We start from the raw sequence: 18,050 nt of genomic DNA, 5'->3' as shown, positions 1-18,050 counted from the left end.
TTTCAACAGCTTTTCTGCAAAAAAACTCACCTTTATTTTTAAGAATCATTTAAAATTACGCCGTTTTTAAAATCAATTAGAGAGCCATCCATGAATTTTCAGCGCATGACTGATCTTGATTTAGCAGGTAAACGAGTTCTTATTCGTGAAGACTTAAATGTTCCTGTAAAAAATGGGAAAATTACCAGCGACGCACGTTTACGCGCTGCACTACCAACCATTAAAGCCGCTTTGGATAAAGGTGCAGCTGTGATGGTGTTTTCTCATCTTGGTCGTCCTGTAGAGGGTGAGCCAAAACCAGAACAATCACTTGCACCTGTTGCAGCTTATTTAAGTCAGGCATTGGGTCAGGATGTTCAGTTATTGACTGATTATTTAGATGGCGTTGAAGTTGCAGCAGGTCAGGTTGTATTGCTTGAAAACGTTCGTTTCAACCATGGCGAAAAGAAAAATAACGAAGAGCTTGCAAAGGAATATGCGGCACTTTGCGATGTATTCGTGATGGATGCATTTGGTACAGCCCACCGCGCCGAAGCTTCTACTGAGGGTGCAGCCCGTTTTGCTCAGGTTGCTGCGGCAGGCCCATTATTGGCGGCTGAGTTAGATGCGCTTGGTCGTGCAATGCAAACTCCTGAAAAACCAATGGTGGCAATTGTTGCAGGTTCTAAGGTATCAACCAAGCTTGATGTGTTAAATTCGCTTTCTACGATTTGTGATCAATTGATTGTCGGTGGTGGTATTGCCAATACATTCCTGGCTGCTGCTGGATTCAATGTCGGTAAATCACTTTACGAAGCTGATTTGGTCGATACTGCAAAACAAATCGCTGCAAAAGTGAGCGTACCATTGCCAACTGATGTTGTGGTTGCTGATGCCAGCCAAATCAATTTTGATGATTTCTTAAACTCTGCGGCAAATGCACAAGCCGTAGTGAAAAACGTTGCAGATGTGACTGACACTGACATGATTTTGGATGTAGGTCCTGAAACAGCGAAAGCATTTGCCGAGATCCTAAAAACTTCAAAAACCATTCTTTGGAATGGCCCAGTCGGTGTATTTGAGGTTGATCAATTTGGTGAAGGCACCAAGGCACTTTCATTGGCAATTGCTGAATCTGCTGGTTTTTCGATTGCGGGTGGTGGTGATACGCTTGCAGCCATTGATAAATATGCCGTGGCTGATCAAATTGGTTATATCTCAACAGGTGGTGGTGCATTCCTTGAGTTTGTTGAGGGTAAAACGCTTCCAGCAGTTGCAGTTTTGCTTGAGCGTGCGTAATCAGTATTTAATATTTGATTTATAAGCATGTTTTAAAAAGAAGAGTCGATGGAAATCGGCTCTTTTGTTTTTGGCGGGTATTGTGGTCATAAAAATGTCATATATCTGAAATATGCTTGTCACAACTTCAACCATTAACTGTGGAAAGCCGTGATGAAATTTAAATTAACCCTTGCCGCTTTAATCATTGCCCCGATCATGTTGACTGCATGTGCAAAGAAAGAAGAAGCGAAAAATGCTGAACAGCAAGAGCAGACAACTTCAGTCACACAAACGAGTCCAGAACAACAGGCTGCGATTGATGCCATTGATAAACCGAATTTAGATGAAAACCATACTGATGTTACGGAACAGGGTGCAGCTTCAGAAGTGGCTGTGAGCGAAGTTCAATAAGTGACGCAAATAAAAAAGCCGATGTTTAAACATCGGCTTTTTTATATTTATCCATTGGTTTTGCAGTAGAATGTCAAGGTTGTTTGATAGTCATCATCTTTTGCCAGAGAAGCGTTTTTACCAGTCAGTGTACCAATGACCCCTGCGGCAGCCTCAACCATTTTTCCTGTTTGCTCATCCACCACGCCTTTTAAAACTCCTTGGTATGCGGTTTTTTCATCAACCACGACAGGTGAGGTATTGCGGGTACAGGTTTTTTGTGCGGCACTGACCGCATTGTTTTTGGCAATCAGGCTGGTTTTACCAATGCCTGTGACTTCATATTGATTGTTTTCTTTTTGAATCGCCAAGGTATTGGTTGGGGTGGATGCACATGCAGTTAATCCAAGTGCCAAACCGCCAAGTAAAGACATAATAAAAGTTTTTTTCATTGCTTGTTCTCAAGTTACGACAGAATTGTATTATTTGAACATAGAATTTTTGAATGCTTTTGCAGGTTATGTACAGTTTGTGCTGATGCTCTGTTAAATTTCTCAAATTAATGATTAAGCAGGGATTGGACGTGGTGGAAATCATTCAGATTATGCTAATCTAGCGCAATCCTTGTGTTAGTTAGATTTATTTCAATGACGGACTCAAAAATAGAAATCATTCATCATAATATTCATCAACGTCAATCAATTGGACAACTTATTGAACCAGCGCCGAATACACAACAACTTGAAAAGGCGGTACAGGCCGCACTCACGGCGCCCGATCATCATCGTTTAAAACCAACACGTTTTGTGGTTGTGACGCCTGAACAGCGTGCCGCTTTTGGTGAGTACTTGGCAAAGGCTTTGGCCGATTTAGGTGAGACCGAGCCAGCACAGTTGGATCGCGTCAAGCAACATCCATTTCGTGCGCCTTTGCTGGTTCTGGCCTTAACCACCATTCAGGATCACCCAAAAGTCCCACATTTTGAACAGATTTTAAGTACAGGCGCTGCCATTCAAAATTTCCTGCTTTCTTTGCAGTCACAAGGTTTTGCCAGCATGTGGCGTTCAGGCGCGGTGGTTGAGTCTAACTGGCTAAAACAGCAATTGGACCTAAAGGAGCAGGACTTGATCTCAGGTATTATCTATGTGGGAACTGCGGCCAAAGCGATTGCACCACGTGCCGAAATAGAGAGTCAGGACTTTTTAAAAGTATGGCAGGCTACCTAAATCTTATTTGTAAATGATTAGAAATTTGTTTCAGGAAAAAAAATGACAGAGTTGAAGTTTAGCGATTTGATTGAACCCGTAGCTGTAGACCAGAAAACAGCATTAAGAATTACAGTGCTGGGTGGGGGGAGTTTTGGTACGGCGATGGCGAATCTGGCTGTGCGTAATGGCTGCGACACCATGATCTGGATTCGTGATGCGGCTGTTGCTGAGGAAATCAATCAAACGCATATCAACAAGCGCTATTTGCCTGATTACACACTGGAAACAGGTCTGTGTGCGGTTTCTGATCTGGAGTTGGCTGTACGTGACCGTGACATTATTTTGGTGGCGATTCCAAGTCATTCTTTCCGCGATGTGTTGAAGAAAATCGCGCCGTTTATTAGTGCGCAGGCAGTGGTTTCACTAACGAAAGGGATTGAAGCCAAAACCTTTAGTTTCATGAGTGATATCATCCGCGCGGAATTACCTGAAGTGCCTTATGGAGTTCTATCAGGGCCAAACCTGGCAAAAGAAATTATGGCGGGGATGCCATCAGGTACGGTGATTGCCAGTGAGTCTGAACTGGTTCGCTATGCGGTACAGCATGCCTTGCATAGTGCCTTGTTCCGTGTTTTTGGCAGTGATGATGTGCATGGTGTGGAACTGGGCGGCGCGCTAAAAAATATCTACGCGGTTGCAATGGGCATGGGCGCTGCCTATAACATTGGTGAAAATACCAAAAGTATGATCTTAACCCGTGCCTTGGCTGAAATGAGCCGATTTGCGGTGAAGCAGGGCGCGAATCCCTTGACATTTCTAGGGTTGTCAGGTGTGGGTGATTTATTTGCGACCTGTAACAGTCCATTAAGCCGTAACTATCAGATCGGTTTTGCCCTGGGTTCAGGTAAAACACTGGATCAGGCGACTAAAGAACTGGGACAAACCGCCGAGGGCATCAACACCATTGTGCAGGTGCGTACCAAGGCACAGGAGCTGGATGTGTATATGCCAATCACCAATGCCTTATATGAAGTGATTTTTGAAAATGCACCGCCAATGACCATTGCCTTGTCGTTAATGAAAAATGGCCATCGTAGTGATGTGGAATTTGTTTTACCTCATCATGAGGTTTAATCAAAAAATTGTCATCCAAAGTTGTTATGCTTTGAATCAAGAAAAAAATTAGAGAATGATTATGCAACTCACTTTAGTTCGTCACGGTGAAGCGTCTCCAGCAGTGAATGGAAATGATATGCAGCGCCCACTCACAGCGCGTGGGCATCAACAGGCTGAGCAAACAGGGGATTTTCTCAAAGATGTGATTCAGCCCGAGGTTTTTATTGTAAGTCCATTACTGCGCGCGCAGGAAACGCTAGAACATATCAAGGCACATTTTCAGGGCATTCCTGTGTTAATCTGCGATAAAATTAAACCCGATGATAACGCCAAAGATGCCATAGAATGGCTATCCAAACTTCCATATGAGTCGATTGCGGTGGTGTGTCACATGAATGTGGTGGCACATATTGCGGAACAATTGACCCATGAAAGCTTTAATCCATTTGCATTGGCTGAAGCACGTATTTATGATCAGGCTGTGATTGCGAATGGTTTATCAATGCAAAACAACCGTTTTACACCAACAATATAAATTTTATCTATCCTCAACAGGATAAGGATACTGAACACTGATGCTGTATATATGGATGCCCGAAACCAATGGAACATGGTATTGGTCGGCTGGGGAAAACTGGTTGCAGGCAAACAGTCTTGAACAACTCATTCAGGACCTGCAAGCGCATAGTGGAAAAGAGGCGGTGGTCTATTTTCCAAGCCGCAATGCCCAAATGTTGCAGCAACCCATGACAAAGGCGCATTACAAGCAATTGGGGCAGGAGGGCATTAAATATCTGTTAGAAGAGTTTGTGACCTTGCCGATTGATCAGATGAAAGTGGTACATCATTTTCAGCATGATCAGCTCAATATTTTAGGTGTTGCGCAATTTACCATTGAAACTTGGCAGCATGCACTCAGCCTTTTACCGATCCAGATTGTCGCTTTCTTGCCTGATTTTCTGATTCTGCCTGAGCCAGAACAAAATGAAGTGGTGCTGGTGAATCTGTATGACCATTTACTGGTGAGGGAAAATGTCTGGTCAGGTAACTCGGTTGATGATTTAGGGTTATTTCTGGAATTCCAGGCCCCAGAAACGCAATATAAATTTGCCAATCTCAGTGCAGGCCAACTGGACATTCTGGCAGTAGCATCTGATAAAGATCAACGTACCGAATTTAGCTACCAGTTTGAGCAGCTCCAAAGACCAAAGCAACATCCATTTAATGTGCTGCCAAAGGCAAAAAATGCCGATGTACAATGGTCAGGCTACTGGAAAGCCTCGGCAGCCATTCTATTGGCGGTGATTTTGGTGCAGTTGGGTTATGATGCCTTGCGCTGGTCAAAGTTGAGAAAGGTGGCGGATCAAACTGCTATACAGGCGATCGATCAATATAAACATTGGTTTGGCGAAAATACCCGTGTGACTGAGCAGAACATTAAAAGCCAGTTTGAAAGCCAGTTACGCATGAGCCAGCTTGGAGATACTCAGGCATTGTCCTTGCTCAGTCGGGTAGGACCAATCCTGATGCAGAAACAGATTGTTGCCCAACAGGTCAGTTATGATGCTTCAACATTGGCAATGTCGTTAAAGGCAAAATCGGCAAATGACTTGCAGGCGTTGGCACAGCAGTTGAATCAGCAGGGTTTTCAGGCGGAACTTGGAAATGTACAGGCGGATAGTGTCGGTGCGATTGGGATGGTCAAAGTAAAATAATGAAAGCGTTCACACAATTACAAAATAGTCTTGATCAGAAAGCTGAAGCACTGAATCAATATTTACAGAGCCTGTCGATCCGCGAGCGCGTGATGGTGGTTTTCACAACCGTTTTTTTAATCGTTGTGATTGTTGGTTCCGCCTTGTGGAAAATGCATGCCTTGGCAAACCAGCAACAAAAGCGTCTAAATGAGCTCAAGGATTTAACAGTCTGGATGCAGAGTAATGCCGCCACCATGAAGCCTGCCAATGATCTTGGGCTTTCCTCGGCGGATAAAATCCAGCGTACAGCACAGCAGCAAGGTCTGGCGGTTTCTTCGCAGCAAAATGGGGAACAGATTCAAATTGTTGCGGAACATCAGAATTATTCGGTACTGGCCAACTTTTTAATGCAACTGTCGCAGATGGGGTTGAGCATTGAAAAAATGGACATGGTTTCGAATGCGGGCCAGATTAAATTAACGGCAACAGTTCAGTAGACGCTAAAAATAACTCTCTGCCAAGCATGGCGTTTTGTGGAGCCTATGCCTATAATACGCTTACTTGAAAAATCAGTAGACTGTGATTGGTATGTTATATTCATTGGCCCGCCCTTTGTTGTTTACTTTGGCACCAGAGCGTGCACATGAACTCACACTCTCCATGCTTGATAAAGCGCATAAATTTGGCTTTATGCACCAGAAAGTTGCCGCTAAACCTGTAAAATGTATGGGCATTGAATTTCCAAACCCCGTTGGTCTTGCCGCTGGTCTGGATAAAAACGGTGCCCACATTGATGCATTGGCTGCATTGGGTTTTGGCTTTATTGAGATTGGTACCATTACCCCACGCCCACAGGCAGGCAATCCCCAGCCCCGTTTATTCCGCATTCCTGAAGCAAAGGCGATTATTAACCGCATGGGCTTTAACAATGACGGGGTGGAGCAACTGATTGAAAATGTAAAAGCCTCAAAATTCAAGGGTGTGCTAGGCATCAACATTGGTAAAAATGCCGATACACCTGTTGAGGATGCTGTTTCCGACTATTTGATCTGTCTGGAAAAGGTCTATAACTACGCATCCTATATCACTGTCAATATTTCATCTCCAAACACCAAGAACCTGCGCAGTTTACAAAGTGGTGATGCACTTACAGAGTTGCTACAAACCTTGAAAGGTCGCCAACTGGAACTTGCGCAACAATATCAGCATTATGTTCCTTTGGTACTTAAGGTTGCGCCAGATTTAACACCTGAAGACATTAATTTTATTGCAGTGCAATTACTGAAGTTCAAGATTGATGGCCTGATTGTCACCAACACCACACTTGGTCGTGATGGTGTGGAAAACCTGCCGAATGGCAATGAGGCGGGCGGTTTGTCGGGTGCGCCAGTATTTGAGAAAAGTACCGAATGTTTAAGCCAGTTTGCCGAAGTGCTGGATGGCCAGATTCCACTGATTGGGGTGGGTGGCATTCTATCGGGTGAGCAGGCTGTGGCAAAGCAACAGGCAGGCGCGAGCTTGGTTCAGGTTTATAGTGGGCTGATTTATGCTGGCCCAACATTGGTTAAAGACTGTGTTAATGCGATGACAGTGTGAAATGAACACGCTTGATATCATTATTCTGATCATCTTGCTCATTGGAGGGCTGAACGGTTTGCGTCAAGGATTTATCAAAGCCTTTGCGAACTTGGTCGGATGGATATTCGCATTGATCGTGGGGGCCAAATACGCCGTTATATTGGCGCCTGCAATGAGCAGCCTAAGCCAAGACCCTGTCGTGCAAAAAATTGCAGCTTTCGCTTTTATCGTACTGATCATTGTGGTGTGTACCTGGATTGTTTCTGCATTGCTGAATGGCCTCTTGAAAAGTTTGAAACTGGGCCCATTAAATCGTTTAGCAGGTGGCGCATTTGGTTCCCTGAAAGGTCTACTGATTGTTTTGGTCACCATGCAGGGCGTTGGCCCGTGGGTGGAAAGCTCCCCACACTGGAAACAGTCCAAATTTGTACAAATCCTATTACCCTATGCACCTTTAGCAACAGAAATCTCTAAAGATGCTGCAAATCAAGCTTTACATCAAATGACATCTGAAGGTGCCTTGTTACATCGCCCTTCAACTGAAATGGACGAGTCAGAACGTGCTGCGGTCGATCAGCGTTCTGATCATTCGACGAAAAATCCTTTTTATTAATTGGGGTTAAACCCCGTTCCTAGCTTGTCGCGAGGTTGCTATGTGTGGAGTTGTTGGGATAGCCGGTAAATCGCCAGTGAACCAAATGTTATTTGATGCTTTGACGATGTTGCAACATCGGGGACAGGATGCAGCGGGAATTGTCACTTGTCATCAAGGGCGTTTATTTCTCCGCAAGGATAATGGCATGGTGCGTGATGTGTTCCATACCCGTCATATGCGTGCATTGCTGGGTAACTACGGGATTGGGCACGTTCGTTATCCAACCGCGGGTTCATCCAGCAGTGCGGAGGCGCAGCCATTTTATGTGAACTCTCCATACGGCATTACCCTTGCACACAATGGTAACCTGACCAACGCCGAAGAAATTCATGAAGATCTGTTTAAGACAGATTTGCGTCACATGAATACCGACTCCGATTCGGAAGTTCTGTTGAATGTGTTTGCACATGAATTACAGAAAATTGGCACATTAAACCCGACACCAGCAGACATTTTTCATACTGTTTCCCGTGTACATGAGCGCTGTAAGGGTGCCTATGGGGTTGTGGCAATGATTACAGGTCATGGTCTGGTTGGTTTCCGCGATCCAAATGGGATTCGCCCACTGATTTATGGTTCACGTGAAACTGAACAGGGTACTGAATATATTATTGCCTCTGAATCAGTTGCGATTACCGCGCTTGGCTTTAAGATTGAGCGTGATATTGCGCCAGGTGAAGCGATTTTCATTGACAGCAAGGGCCAGTTATTCTCAAAACAGTGCGCAGTTGACCCTGAATACCGCCCTTGTATTTTTGAATATGTTTATTTTGCCCGTCCAGATGCCACGATTGATGGAATCTCGGTATATAAAGCCCGCTTGAAAATGGGTGAGAAACTTGCCCATAAAATCCTGAAAGAATGGGGTGAGCAACACGATATTGATGTGGTGATTCCAATTCCTGATACCAGCCGTACCTCTGCTTTGGAGTTGGCGAATATTCTGGGTGTAAAGTTCCGTGAAGGGTTTATGAAAAACCGTTATATCGGACGTACCTTTATTATGCCTGGTCAGCAGCAGCGTAAAAAATCAGTTCGTCAGAAACTGAATCCTGTGGAACTTGAGTTCAAGGACAAAAATGTTCTATTGGTGGATGATTCGATTGTACGCGGTACAACCTGTAATGAAATCATTCAGATGGCGCGTGATTCAGGGGCAAAAAAAGTATTCTTTGCTTCAGCCGCACCGATGGTGAAGTATCCAAACGTGTATGGCATTGATATGCCAGCAAAGTCTGAACTGATTGCATCTGAGCGTACCGTTGAGGAAATCCGCGAAATTATTGGTGCTGACCGTTTGATTTTCCAGGACTTGGAAGATTTGAAAAATGCGGTTCGTACCAGCAAGGTGCCTGATTTAAGAGAGTTTGACTGCTCTGTTTTTGATGGTGTCTATGTGGCGGGTGGCATCGACAAGGAATACCTTGCTGAACTTGAGCAAAAACGTAATGACACAGCAAAAAAGAAAGCCGATGGCTACATTGATGTAAATATTGATGCAGCTTCAGTGGACTTAACAGGGATTAAGGAAGAGTAAGCATTTTAATCTCTAGAAAAGCGGGAATTTCCCGCTTTTTTATTTTATGATACTGGAGGCGATGGAGCCTCTGACAGAAACAATGTAATAAGGAAAATTTACATTGAAAGAAATGAGCCATTATTTAATTGAAAATAAGAATATTGCATGGTCAGTCAGCTTTTGCCTGCTTGCCATGGCATTGACTGTCTTTATTCTCAACTTAATTTTGGGTTTGGTGGTACATTTCTTTGACTATACCCAGCCAATTTGGTGGCATGTTTTAAGTCCTTATTTCATCTGCCTATTATTCTTTGTCCTGATCTGGTCTGTCAGTGCTGAACTGTATGTGCTGCGCGAGGGCGGACATTCCCTGGCAAAACAACTAAAAGCACGCCGTCTGGTGTTTGATGAAAGTACCCCTGAAGAAAGTACCGCTTTAAAAGTAGTGGAGCAGGTTGCACGCAGCTTTGCGATTGATACCCCCGCAGTGTATGTATTGCCTGATGAGGTGGGGGTAAATGCGTTAACCGCTGGTTTCAGGTCACAGGATATCGTGATTATCTTGACCTGGGGGGCATTGCAGAATCTGGATGAACTTGAGCTTTATGGACTGTTGAGTTATGAGTTTAACCAGATTCTATCAGGTGAAGCAGTTGAGAATACCAAACTTAAAATTCTATATAGTGGTTTGACCACATTTAGCCAATGGGGCAGCAAACTTGCACAGGCAGGTTACAACCCCTATGCAACCTCATACCGTAATAAGTTTGAGACCATTTTTGTGGCAATCGGTGGGGTGATTTGGTTGATTGGTAGTCTGGGTATCCTGATCACCCGTTTAATTAAGTATCTCACCTTAAGTGGCCGAACCTTTCGCAATGACCTGAAAACCATGCGTTTGATGAATAACAACGCCAATATTCAAACCTTGCTACGAATTTATGTGCATCATTCAGGTTCCCAAATCCACAGTGCATACTCTGAGTCAATTTCGCATATGTGCTTTGCCAACTCACTGAGTCCGCAAAGCTGGATGAATATTCATCCAGGTATTAAAGATCGTATCTATGAGCTAAATCCAACGCTGTTACAGGATTTGCAACTGGAAAACCTGAGAAAATTACGCAATCGTCCGCTATTCAGTTTGTTTCGTTCCCTTGAAGAGGAAATAACCGATATGTCGGTGCCCTGGAGTTCGCCTCAGCCATTGCCATTGTTACGATTGTCACCGATTAGCTTTGCCTTGAATGATGCGATCAAGCCACTCAATCCTGAGATGCGGAAAAATAAAAAACGCCCAGAACTGATTCAGCGTGCCATGCAGACCGCGACAGGTTCAAGGGAAGTGATGGTGGCGATTTTGATGATCCGCCAGTACCGTGAGTTTATTCCACAGGATGCAGCGGTGAGTCATGCGATTGTGGATGCATTGTTAAATCTGGATGGACGGATTCATGTGCAGATTTTCCATGATGCCTGCAAGAACATTGGCCATATGCCCACCAGTATTGCACGTCAGTTTTTAACCAAACTGGCCTGTATTATTCAGGAGGATGGTGAGGTTGGCTTACTGGATGCACTATTGCTGGAACGCGTAAAATATGAATTGAACCTGATGCCAGCACATTTGCCCACAGCTTTTGAGGATGTGAAATCGCAAATTGTGCATTTGATTGATGCATTGCTGCATGTACAGCAAATTAACAGTCCAAATCAGCTTGAGGTCCGTGAACGGATTTTGCAGGAACTTCTTACACAGGAAGAGTTGCAAACCTATGCTGATATTTCGGATGAGCCACTAGATCTGGCTGAAATCCTGAATGATGTTTCAGGTTTATTGTTGCGTGACCGCCTTAATATTTTGGCGATTGCTGAACGATGCCTATGGAGTGACCGAATCATTACTCAAGATGAACTAGATGTTTTAGAGCTATTGTACTGGCGTTTGGGCTTTGATACCCGTGAAGTTGTTGAGCAAATGCAGAAAAAAAATAGCTTGATGATTATTTAAGATAAATTCACCAATTTTTAGTCCTAACATAATGTCAGGCTGGAATCTTAAAAGTCCCCATATTTTTAAAAACGTTACGTGACAATCACATAAAAATTGCCTATTTCAAGGTAAGCTTGCCGTTAATTTTTTTATTGAATTTTATATAGGTGCTTTCGAGTAAGTTATGGAACACATTGAAATTTTAAAGGCGCTATTTTTAGGGTTTATTGAAGGGCTGACAGAGTTCTTACCCATTTCAAGTACAGGACACCTGATTTTATTTGGTCATATGATCGACTTCCATTCAGACGATGGTCGTGTCTTTGAAGTCGTGATCCAACTTGGGGCAATTCTGGCAGTCTGCTGGTTATATCGCCAAAAAATTGTTGATCTATTAAAAGGTTTTTTTAGTGGTGATTCAGAGGCACGACACTTTGCTTTTAGTGTGCTGATTGCATTTTTCCCAGCCGTGATGATTGGGGTGTTTGCTGTTGATTTCATTAAAAGTGTTTTGTTTAGCCCACTTGTGGTGGCAGTTGCCTTGATTGTCGGTGGCCTCATCATTTTCTGGGTGGAGTCAATCAAGTTTGAGCATAAGACCACAGAGGCAACCAAGATCACCTATAAACAGGCTTTTCTTGTGGGGTGCGCGCAGTGTGTGGCGATGATTCCAGGAACATCACGTTCAGGTGCCACTATTGTGGGAGGAATGTTTTCAGGCCTATCACGTAAAGCTGCGACGGAGTTTTCTTTCTTTCTGGCCATGCCAACTATGCTGGGTGCGGCAACCTTTGACCTTATTCGTAATGCCGATGTACTGACACAGGACAATATGCTGAATATTGCGGTGGGATTTGTTGCTGCCTTTATTGCCGCATTATTGGTGGTGAGTGCCTTGGTGAAATTTGTTGAGCGTCATACCTTACGTGTATTTGCCTGGTATCGTATCGTGCTTGGCGTGATTTTATTATTCATTTTCCTTTAAAATTGAAACCCGTCTCTTTTGCAGAGATGTTAAAAGAGGCGGATTCGGTTAAAATTCCCATTCTTTATTTTTTCCAATATTTCATATTTTAAAACTGGTTCTAGCATAAGATGACAATAGCTAAAATGAATGCCCGAGACTTGATTATTGATCTACTTTTAGGGCTACAAGGTCGAGAGATCTCAATTAAACAAATTATTATTGCTGCCAAGCTTTTTGAGATTAGTGAAAACAGTATCCGCGTTGCCGTAACCCGTCTATCTGGTGATGGCGTGATCGAGGCGATTGAGCGCGGTGTCTATCAGTTCACGGTCCAGTCGCATGAATGGGCCAATGTGATGCTGAACCGTAAGAATGGGATTAAGCAAACCAAGAAATGGACGCATCAATATCTTGCGGTTTTTACAGGTGAGCTGGGACGAGTTGACCGTACTGCGCTGAACCGTCGTGAACGGGCATTAAAACGTTTTGGCTTTAAGGAGTTGGAGCAGGGGATTTATATTCGTCCCGACAATTTGGCGATTACATTTGATCATCTTTTTTCCGAGTTGAAAGCTTCAGGCTTGGAAATGACCGCCAAGATTTGCCAGATTAGTCATTTTGATGAAACAACTTTGGCAACGATTCCCACCTTATGGTCAACACAAACACTCAACCAGAACTATGAGAAATATAGCCAAATGATTCAGAAATGGTTGGCTACGGTTGACCGAATCTCATTGGAGGATGCCACGCGGGAATCACTATTATTGGGTCGCCAGACAATTTCTCTGCTCATGAACGATCCTTTATTACCTGAGGATTTTGTTGATGTACAGCTTAGGGAACAATTTGCCCTGAGTGTGCAACAACTGGATCAAACAGGTTTGGAACTGTGGCGCAAGTTTTATGAACTGAGTGTCGTGTAAATGCCAATTACAAATATTACTAAAAATTTAATTTTAATTTATTGACAGAAATATTACTTAATTTAAAATAAAGTGAAGAGTTGTGTAGTTTTATAAAAATACAAGAATTGCAGGATAGGATATGAACACACGTACGGCTATTAGTGATTTGTTCACACGGGAAGAAATCACGGAATTGACTGCCAAATCGGATCTGCATGGTAGCTGGGCTGTTGTGTCAACCTGGGCGGTGATTGGCGGAACCTTTGCCACTGTTGCTGGCTTTTGGGAATATTTGCCAAACTGGGGCAAGTTGCTAATATGTATTGTAGCTTTGGTTATTCTGGCTGGCCGTCAATTGGCGCTGGCTATCCTTACGCATGATGCTTCACATCAAAGCCTGTTTAAAACCAAATGGCTCAATGATACCTTAACTGACTGGTTGTGTGCCCGCCCAGTCTGGAATGACCTGCATAAGTACCGTAAGCATCATCTCCGCCATCACAGTAAAACATCAACAGTGGATGATCCAGATTTATCACTTGTCGCAGGGTTTCCAACCTCTAAAAAATCCCTCATGCGTAAATTCATGCGTGATTTATCGGGTGTGACTGGTTTTAAATTTGCGCTTGGGCGTGTGTTGATGGACGTTGAGAAAATGGAATGGACGGTTTCCAATGACCGTCGCTGGATTGCTCAAGAGGGACGGCACTGGTCTGATTATCCAAAGGCATTTATAAAAAACAGCGGTGGGGCCATTGCCACCAATGCTGCTTTATTTTCGGCACTTTGGGCAGCAGGACATCCCAAACTCTATGCGCTTTGGGTATTGGCCTATGTAACGCCGTTCCCACTGTTACTACGTGTTCGTTCCATGGCGGAACATGCAGGAATGGAAACCAGTAATAGTGCCTTGACCAATACACGTACCACTAAAGCAGGTTACATTGCGCGTGCCTTGGTTGCGCCAATTCATGTGAATTACCACAAAGAACACCATTTAATGGCGGCAGTGCCTTATTTTAGGTTGCCAAGAATGCACCAGATGTTACGTGAGCGTGGTCATGTTTCTGAACCACCAACCTATTGGCAAGTGTTGAATGAGCTTTCAGCAAAAGCAGATTAAAAATTGATGATCCTTGTTTTTGTTCAAGAGAAGTAGGTTACTGCCTGTTTCTTGAGTATAAATGCTGAAATGGATGATATAGGTTGTAGCATTATAGGTTTTGAGAGATATGGCAGCGAATAAACAGGAAATCATTGAGTTTCTGGCTCAGGAATTTTCACAGGCACTTAGAAAGAATATGATTGAAGAGATTACCCCTAAAGGGGCGCAATTGTTGTATCGGGTGGATCAGGATGACCTGCGTCCTGGTCAGACTGTTTCTGGGCCAACCCTGATGCTGGTGGCAGACTTTGTGTTGTATGTGGCAATCATTGGACATTTGGGATTGGTTAAAATGGCAGTCACCACTAACATGAATATCAATTTCTTTCGCAGGCCAGATGGGACACGGGATATCAGGGCAGTCTGCAAGTTGATTAAAGTTGGCAGAACCTTGGTGACAGGGGAAGTATGGCTATATTCTGTAGGTGATGAGGAACCAGTGGCGCATGTGATTGGGACCTATGCGCTTCCGCAAAAATCATAAGTTTTTAAAAATGATAAAGCGAAATACTTAAAAATCATAACAACATTTAAGTATGCGAAATAGTAAGAACATGCTACAACTAGAAATGTTCAAAGTTATTTGTTCTTACTATTTTCTATTGATATGACGATACCGCTCGACTTGACCCCTTTATCGCAACTTGAACTGAATCAAGAACATATCTTGGCGATTAAGCGTAATGATTTATTGCCTTTAATCACTGATCCCCATCGTTTGAATCATTATGCAGATCATTTGGTGCAGGCGCAAAGTGTCCTGTTGAATGGTGTCGATCCAAAGCTAAACCAGCAGCTCAGTGAAGTGATTACCCAGATTGTTCAGCAACTGTCACGCTCAAAAAATTATGTGGGCGGGCGAAAATTTAATGCACTGCAAAAATGGCTGGGGATTGATGTTGAATATGATGCTGGACAGGTCAAATATGTCAAAGACCTGGATCGTTTAATCAGTGAGGCAAATCACTTAAGCCAAAAGTTACAGATTGAAATTCAGAAATCGCAGTCACGTTTGCAGCAAGCCCTTGGTTTAAGGGAACAGATGGCGGCGTATATACAGGCTGCTGATGAGTTTTTAAAAGAATATCCCCAGTTTAGTAAACAGCAGGTACTTGATCATTTTGTTGAACGTCTATCTAAAAAAATCAATACATTACAAACTTTACAGACTAGCAATGATATTGCAATGAAACAGATGCAGTTGTCACAGCATTTATCTTTTAGCCTTTTAGACCGTTTTAAAGAGGCACAGCAGGTGTTGATTCCAGCGTGGCGTTATCATCTAGAGCAAAGTCGTGAGTCCAATTCAGTAAAGACCATTGAGCAGTTGGACAAAAGCCGAGAAGATTTAATCCAAAATCTGAAAAAATCATTACAGAAATAAGAGGGGAATATCATGTCAGATTCAGAACTTATAAAATCATCCAGCGAACTTGAAATTAGGCAGGAGCAGCGTTTTGAACAACTTAACTTAAAAGAGTTGGGCTTGCAGCCACAGGACTTTGCCGAGGTTATGGATGCGCATAAAGAACTTGCAGACATCAGTACCACTGTGGTGGCCGAATACGGTAAAAACATCGCCAATAAAACATCTACCTATACAGATGAGTTGTTGGGTTTGGTTCAAAATAAGGATTTAGATACAACAGGCCAAAAGCTCAATGAAGTGGTTCAAGTGGCTCAGCAATTGAATACGTCTAGTATTTTGAACAAGTCAAAAAGCTCAGGCTTTTTTGGTGGTTTGTTGAGTAGGTTTAAGAATGCCAAGCAAAGTTTTGACCAGCATTTTAATACCACCAAAGAACAGATTGATGTTTTGGTGAAAGAGATTGAAAGCTCGCAATCAGGTCTTAAGGCACGGGTGGGGACACTCGATAAGATGTTTGATGCGGTTCAGGATGAATATAAACAACTTGGTGTTTATATTGCTGCGGGGCAGTTGAAACAGCAGGACATCCAGCAACAAATTTCAAGCTTAACCACGCAAGAACAGGATCAGCAAACCACACAGCAGATTTATGACCTGAATCACTTGGCCAATAACCTTGAGAAAAGAGTCAGTGATTTACAGGTTCTACAGCAATCTGCGATGCAAACTTTGCCGATGATTCGGATTATCCAGTCAAATAACCTGATGTTGGTGGATAAGTTCTATGCGATCAAAAACATTACCTTGCCTGCATGGAAAAACCAGATTAGTTTGGCGATTTCATTGCAGGAGCAGAAGAACAGCGTGCAACTGGCAAAGGCGATTGATGATACTACCAATGAGTTACTGCGCCGTAATGCTGAACTATTGCATCAGAACTCAGTCGATACCGCTAAAGCGAATCAACGTTCAGTCATTGATGTGGAAACCCTTGAACATGTACAAAATACCCTCATTAAAACAGTAAACGACGTGATTCAAATCCAGAAAGAAGGGATGCAGAAACGTGCTGAAGCAACCACACGTTTGCGTGCATTACAGGATAGTTTGAATCATTTAGTTCTTGAAAATAGCGGGCAGAATCCCCCGAAAAATCTGAATTAGTAATCTTAAGAGGAAAGATCATTGTCGCCCATAGACGATTTGAGTGTACAGCCGATTGATCAGCGTTTAGATATTTTAAAGAAACGCCAACGTCACCTGATGATCTGGTTTTTCCTGACCAGCACATTGGCGGTTGTCATCATTGCATCCCTGTTTTTGCAAAAAGAGTTTATCTATCGTTTCTTTGATCTTTCCATGCATGTTCAGGCACTGGATTTGCCCTATCATGTGCAGGAACTCGTTCCCTTTAAACAGCCTGTTGATTATTTCTTTAATTTGCTGTCTTGGTTTGGCTGGCTGTTCCTTAAAATATTTGTCTCATTTATTGGCGCATTTTTACTGATCAGTTGGGCGAAGAAGCTGAGATTTTTTCAGCGTCGCTTTCAGGCATGGACCCAGCGAATTTTAGCATGGGTTATTGCCTTTATTCTGCTGTGGTCAGGTTTGAGTTATTTGCAATATGACTGGAAAGATGAAACCAAGAAGGCCTATCAGCAATGGATGAGCTATGAGAACAATATCGTTGAAAGCCAGATTGCGCAGGACCTACAGCAAGCTAATATTTCATCAACAGAAAAAGCTTATGTGTTGGCCCAAGTCGCTTTACTACATCAGCCCGTTGATCGAAAGACAGCAAATGTTTATGTGAGTCAGTTGATTGCTGCTGAAAAAAATAACCCAGTTCAGTTTAAAGAATATGATTTTAAACCTGAGCAGTTATGGGTCATGCAGCAGCAACTTTATGGCAAAAGTATCACCGCTTTGACACAACCACTGGATTTACGTGCGCAACAGGCAGAGCGTGTTTCACAAATCGTAAATGTGGTTCTATGGAGTATGATCCTTTTGGTTGCAGCTTTGAGTGCAATTCTATATATCCTCGCCAAGCATCTAAAAAATCGCCGTGCACGCATTAGTCAAAAGCTTGATGTTTATTAAGTCTTAATTCGGTTTATCCGATTAAACTCATAAAAACATACTGTTTTACCTATTCAATGGTTTTGCGTACTATAGCCTCATGAAATGAATTTAGCTGACTTAAACTGCTGAGAATTTGGAGA

The 18,050-nt window shown here is 43.1% G+C and carries 19 protein-coding genes; 18 read left to right on the top strand and 1 reads right to left on the bottom strand.

The genetic code is table 11. The annotated features are described in order from the left end of the window. Nucleotides 1-90: 90 nt before the first annotated feature. On the top strand, nucleotides 91-1,278 hold the full coding sequence (locus QTA56_RS04390) for a phosphoglycerate kinase (protein ID WP_267979711.1): 1,188 nt from the start codon (nucleotides 91-93) through the stop codon (nucleotides 1,276-1,278). A 153-nt stretch (nucleotides 1,279-1,431) separates the two neighbouring features. Beyond that, complete coding sequence (locus tag QTA56_RS04385; RefSeq protein WP_267979710.1) at nucleotides 1,432-1,671, top strand: hypothetical protein; 240 nt, start codon at nucleotides 1,432-1,434, stop codon at nucleotides 1,669-1,671. 47 nt (nucleotides 1,672-1,718) lie between these two features. Here the strand turns inward: QTA56_RS04385 and QTA56_RS04380 are convergent, their stop codons facing one another. After that, entirely contained in the window at nucleotides 1,719-2,102 is a 384-nt protein-coding gene (locus QTA56_RS04380) for a hypothetical protein (RefSeq protein WP_267979709.1), read from the bottom strand. A 195-nt stretch (nucleotides 2,103-2,297) separates the two neighbouring features. On the opposite strand from QTA56_RS04380, the gene QTA56_RS04375 reads away from it, so the two are divergent. The 16 genes from QTA56_RS04375 (at nucleotide 2,298) to QTA56_RS04300 (ending at nucleotide 17,928) form a co-directional block, all read left to right on the top strand. Then, nucleotides 2,298-2,876: a nitroreductase family protein gene (locus QTA56_RS04375; protein WP_267979708.1), complete on the top strand. Its 579-nt coding sequence runs from the start codon at nucleotides 2,298-2,300 to the stop codon at nucleotides 2,874-2,876. A gap of 42 nt (nucleotides 2,877-2,918) precedes the next feature. Continuing rightward, a complete protein-coding gene (locus QTA56_RS04370; protein WP_267979707.1) occupies nucleotides 2,919-3,992 on the top strand; it encodes an NAD(P)H-dependent glycerol-3-phosphate dehydrogenase in 1,074 nt (357 codons plus the stop codon). Nucleotides 3,993-4,053: 61 nt separating this feature from the next. Further along, on the top strand, nucleotides 4,054-4,509 hold the full coding sequence (sixA, locus tag QTA56_RS04365; RefSeq protein WP_267979706.1) for a phosphohistidine phosphatase SixA: 456 nt from the start codon (nucleotides 4,054-4,056) through the stop codon (nucleotides 4,507-4,509). A gap of 40 nt (nucleotides 4,510-4,549) precedes the next feature. After that, nucleotides 4,550-5,689: a type II secretion system protein GspL gene (gspL, locus tag QTA56_RS04360; protein WP_267979705.1), complete on the top strand. Its 1,140-nt coding sequence runs from the start codon at nucleotides 4,550-4,552 to the stop codon at nucleotides 5,687-5,689. Next, on the top strand, nucleotides 5,689-6,168 hold the full coding sequence (locus tag QTA56_RS04355; RefSeq protein WP_267979704.1) for a type II secretion system protein M: 480 nt from the start codon (nucleotides 5,689-5,691) through the stop codon (nucleotides 6,166-6,168). The genes gspL and QTA56_RS04355 overlap by 1 nt, the downstream gene beginning before the upstream one ends. Before the next feature lie 91 nt (nucleotides 6,169-6,259). Continuing rightward, nucleotides 6,260-7,267: a quinone-dependent dihydroorotate dehydrogenase gene (locus QTA56_RS04350; RefSeq protein ID WP_267979703.1), complete on the top strand. Its 1,008-nt coding sequence runs from the start codon at nucleotides 6,260-6,262 to the stop codon at nucleotides 7,265-7,267. A 1-nt stretch (nucleotide 7,268) separates the two neighbouring features. After that, complete coding sequence (locus QTA56_RS04345; protein ID WP_267979702.1) at nucleotides 7,269-7,862, top strand: CvpA family protein; 594 nt, start codon at nucleotides 7,269-7,271, stop codon at nucleotides 7,860-7,862. Between the two features lie 40 nt (nucleotides 7,863-7,902). Further along, nucleotides 7,903-9,441, top strand: a complete 1,539-nt coding sequence (gene purF / locus QTA56_RS04340; RefSeq protein ID WP_004677488.1) for an amidophosphoribosyltransferase — start codon at nucleotides 7,903-7,905, stop codon at nucleotides 9,439-9,441. Between the two features lie 103 nt (nucleotides 9,442-9,544). Continuing rightward, the gene (locus tag QTA56_RS04335; protein WP_267979701.1) at nucleotides 9,545-11,434 is read left to right on the top strand and encodes a M48 family metalloprotease; all 1,890 of its coding nucleotides are present in this window, start codon (nucleotides 9,545-9,547) and stop codon (nucleotides 11,432-11,434) included. Between the two features lie 166 nt (nucleotides 11,435-11,600). Then, the gene (locus QTA56_RS04330; RefSeq protein WP_267979700.1) at nucleotides 11,601-12,401 is read left to right on the top strand and encodes an undecaprenyl-diphosphate phosphatase; all 801 of its coding nucleotides are present in this window, start codon (nucleotides 11,601-11,603) and stop codon (nucleotides 12,399-12,401) included. A gap of 110 nt (nucleotides 12,402-12,511) precedes the next feature. After that, nucleotides 12,512-13,309: a PaaX family transcriptional regulator C-terminal domain-containing protein gene (locus tag QTA56_RS04325; protein ID WP_267979699.1), complete on the top strand. Its 798-nt coding sequence runs from the start codon at nucleotides 12,512-12,514 to the stop codon at nucleotides 13,307-13,309. A 121-nt stretch (nucleotides 13,310-13,430) separates the two neighbouring features. Continuing rightward, nucleotides 13,431-14,414 carry a fatty acid desaturase family protein gene (locus QTA56_RS04320; protein ID WP_267979698.1) on the top strand — a complete coding sequence of 328 codons (984 nt, stop codon included), beginning with the start codon at nucleotides 13,431-13,433 and terminating at the stop codon, nucleotides 14,412-14,414. 109 nt (nucleotides 14,415-14,523) lie between these two features. Continuing rightward, complete coding sequence (locus QTA56_RS04315; RefSeq protein ID WP_267979697.1) at nucleotides 14,524-14,940, top strand: PaaI family thioesterase; 417 nt, start codon at nucleotides 14,524-14,526, stop codon at nucleotides 14,938-14,940. Between the two features lie 123 nt (nucleotides 14,941-15,063). After that, entirely contained in the window at nucleotides 15,064-15,840 is a 777-nt protein-coding gene (locus tag QTA56_RS04310; protein WP_267979696.1) for a tellurium resistance protein, read from the top strand. A gap of 12 nt (nucleotides 15,841-15,852) precedes the next feature. Then, the gene (locus QTA56_RS04305) at nucleotides 15,853-16,989 is read left to right on the top strand and encodes a toxic anion resistance protein (protein WP_267979695.1); all 1,137 of its coding nucleotides are present in this window, start codon (nucleotides 15,853-15,855) and stop codon (nucleotides 16,987-16,989) included. Between the two features lie 21 nt (nucleotides 16,990-17,010). Beyond that, entirely contained in the window at nucleotides 17,011-17,928 is a 918-nt protein-coding gene (locus QTA56_RS04300; protein ID WP_267979694.1) for a hypothetical protein, read from the top strand. Nucleotides 17,929-18,050: the final 122 nt, after the last annotated feature.

It is taken from the genome of Acinetobacter thutiue (genome assembly GCF_030385805.1).
GTDB lineage: Bacteria > Pseudomonadota > Gammaproteobacteria > Pseudomonadales > Moraxellaceae > Acinetobacter > Acinetobacter corruptisaponis.
The sequence above is the reverse complement of the archived record's forward strand: the minus strand, read 5'-3'. Positions and strand labels throughout refer to the sequence as shown.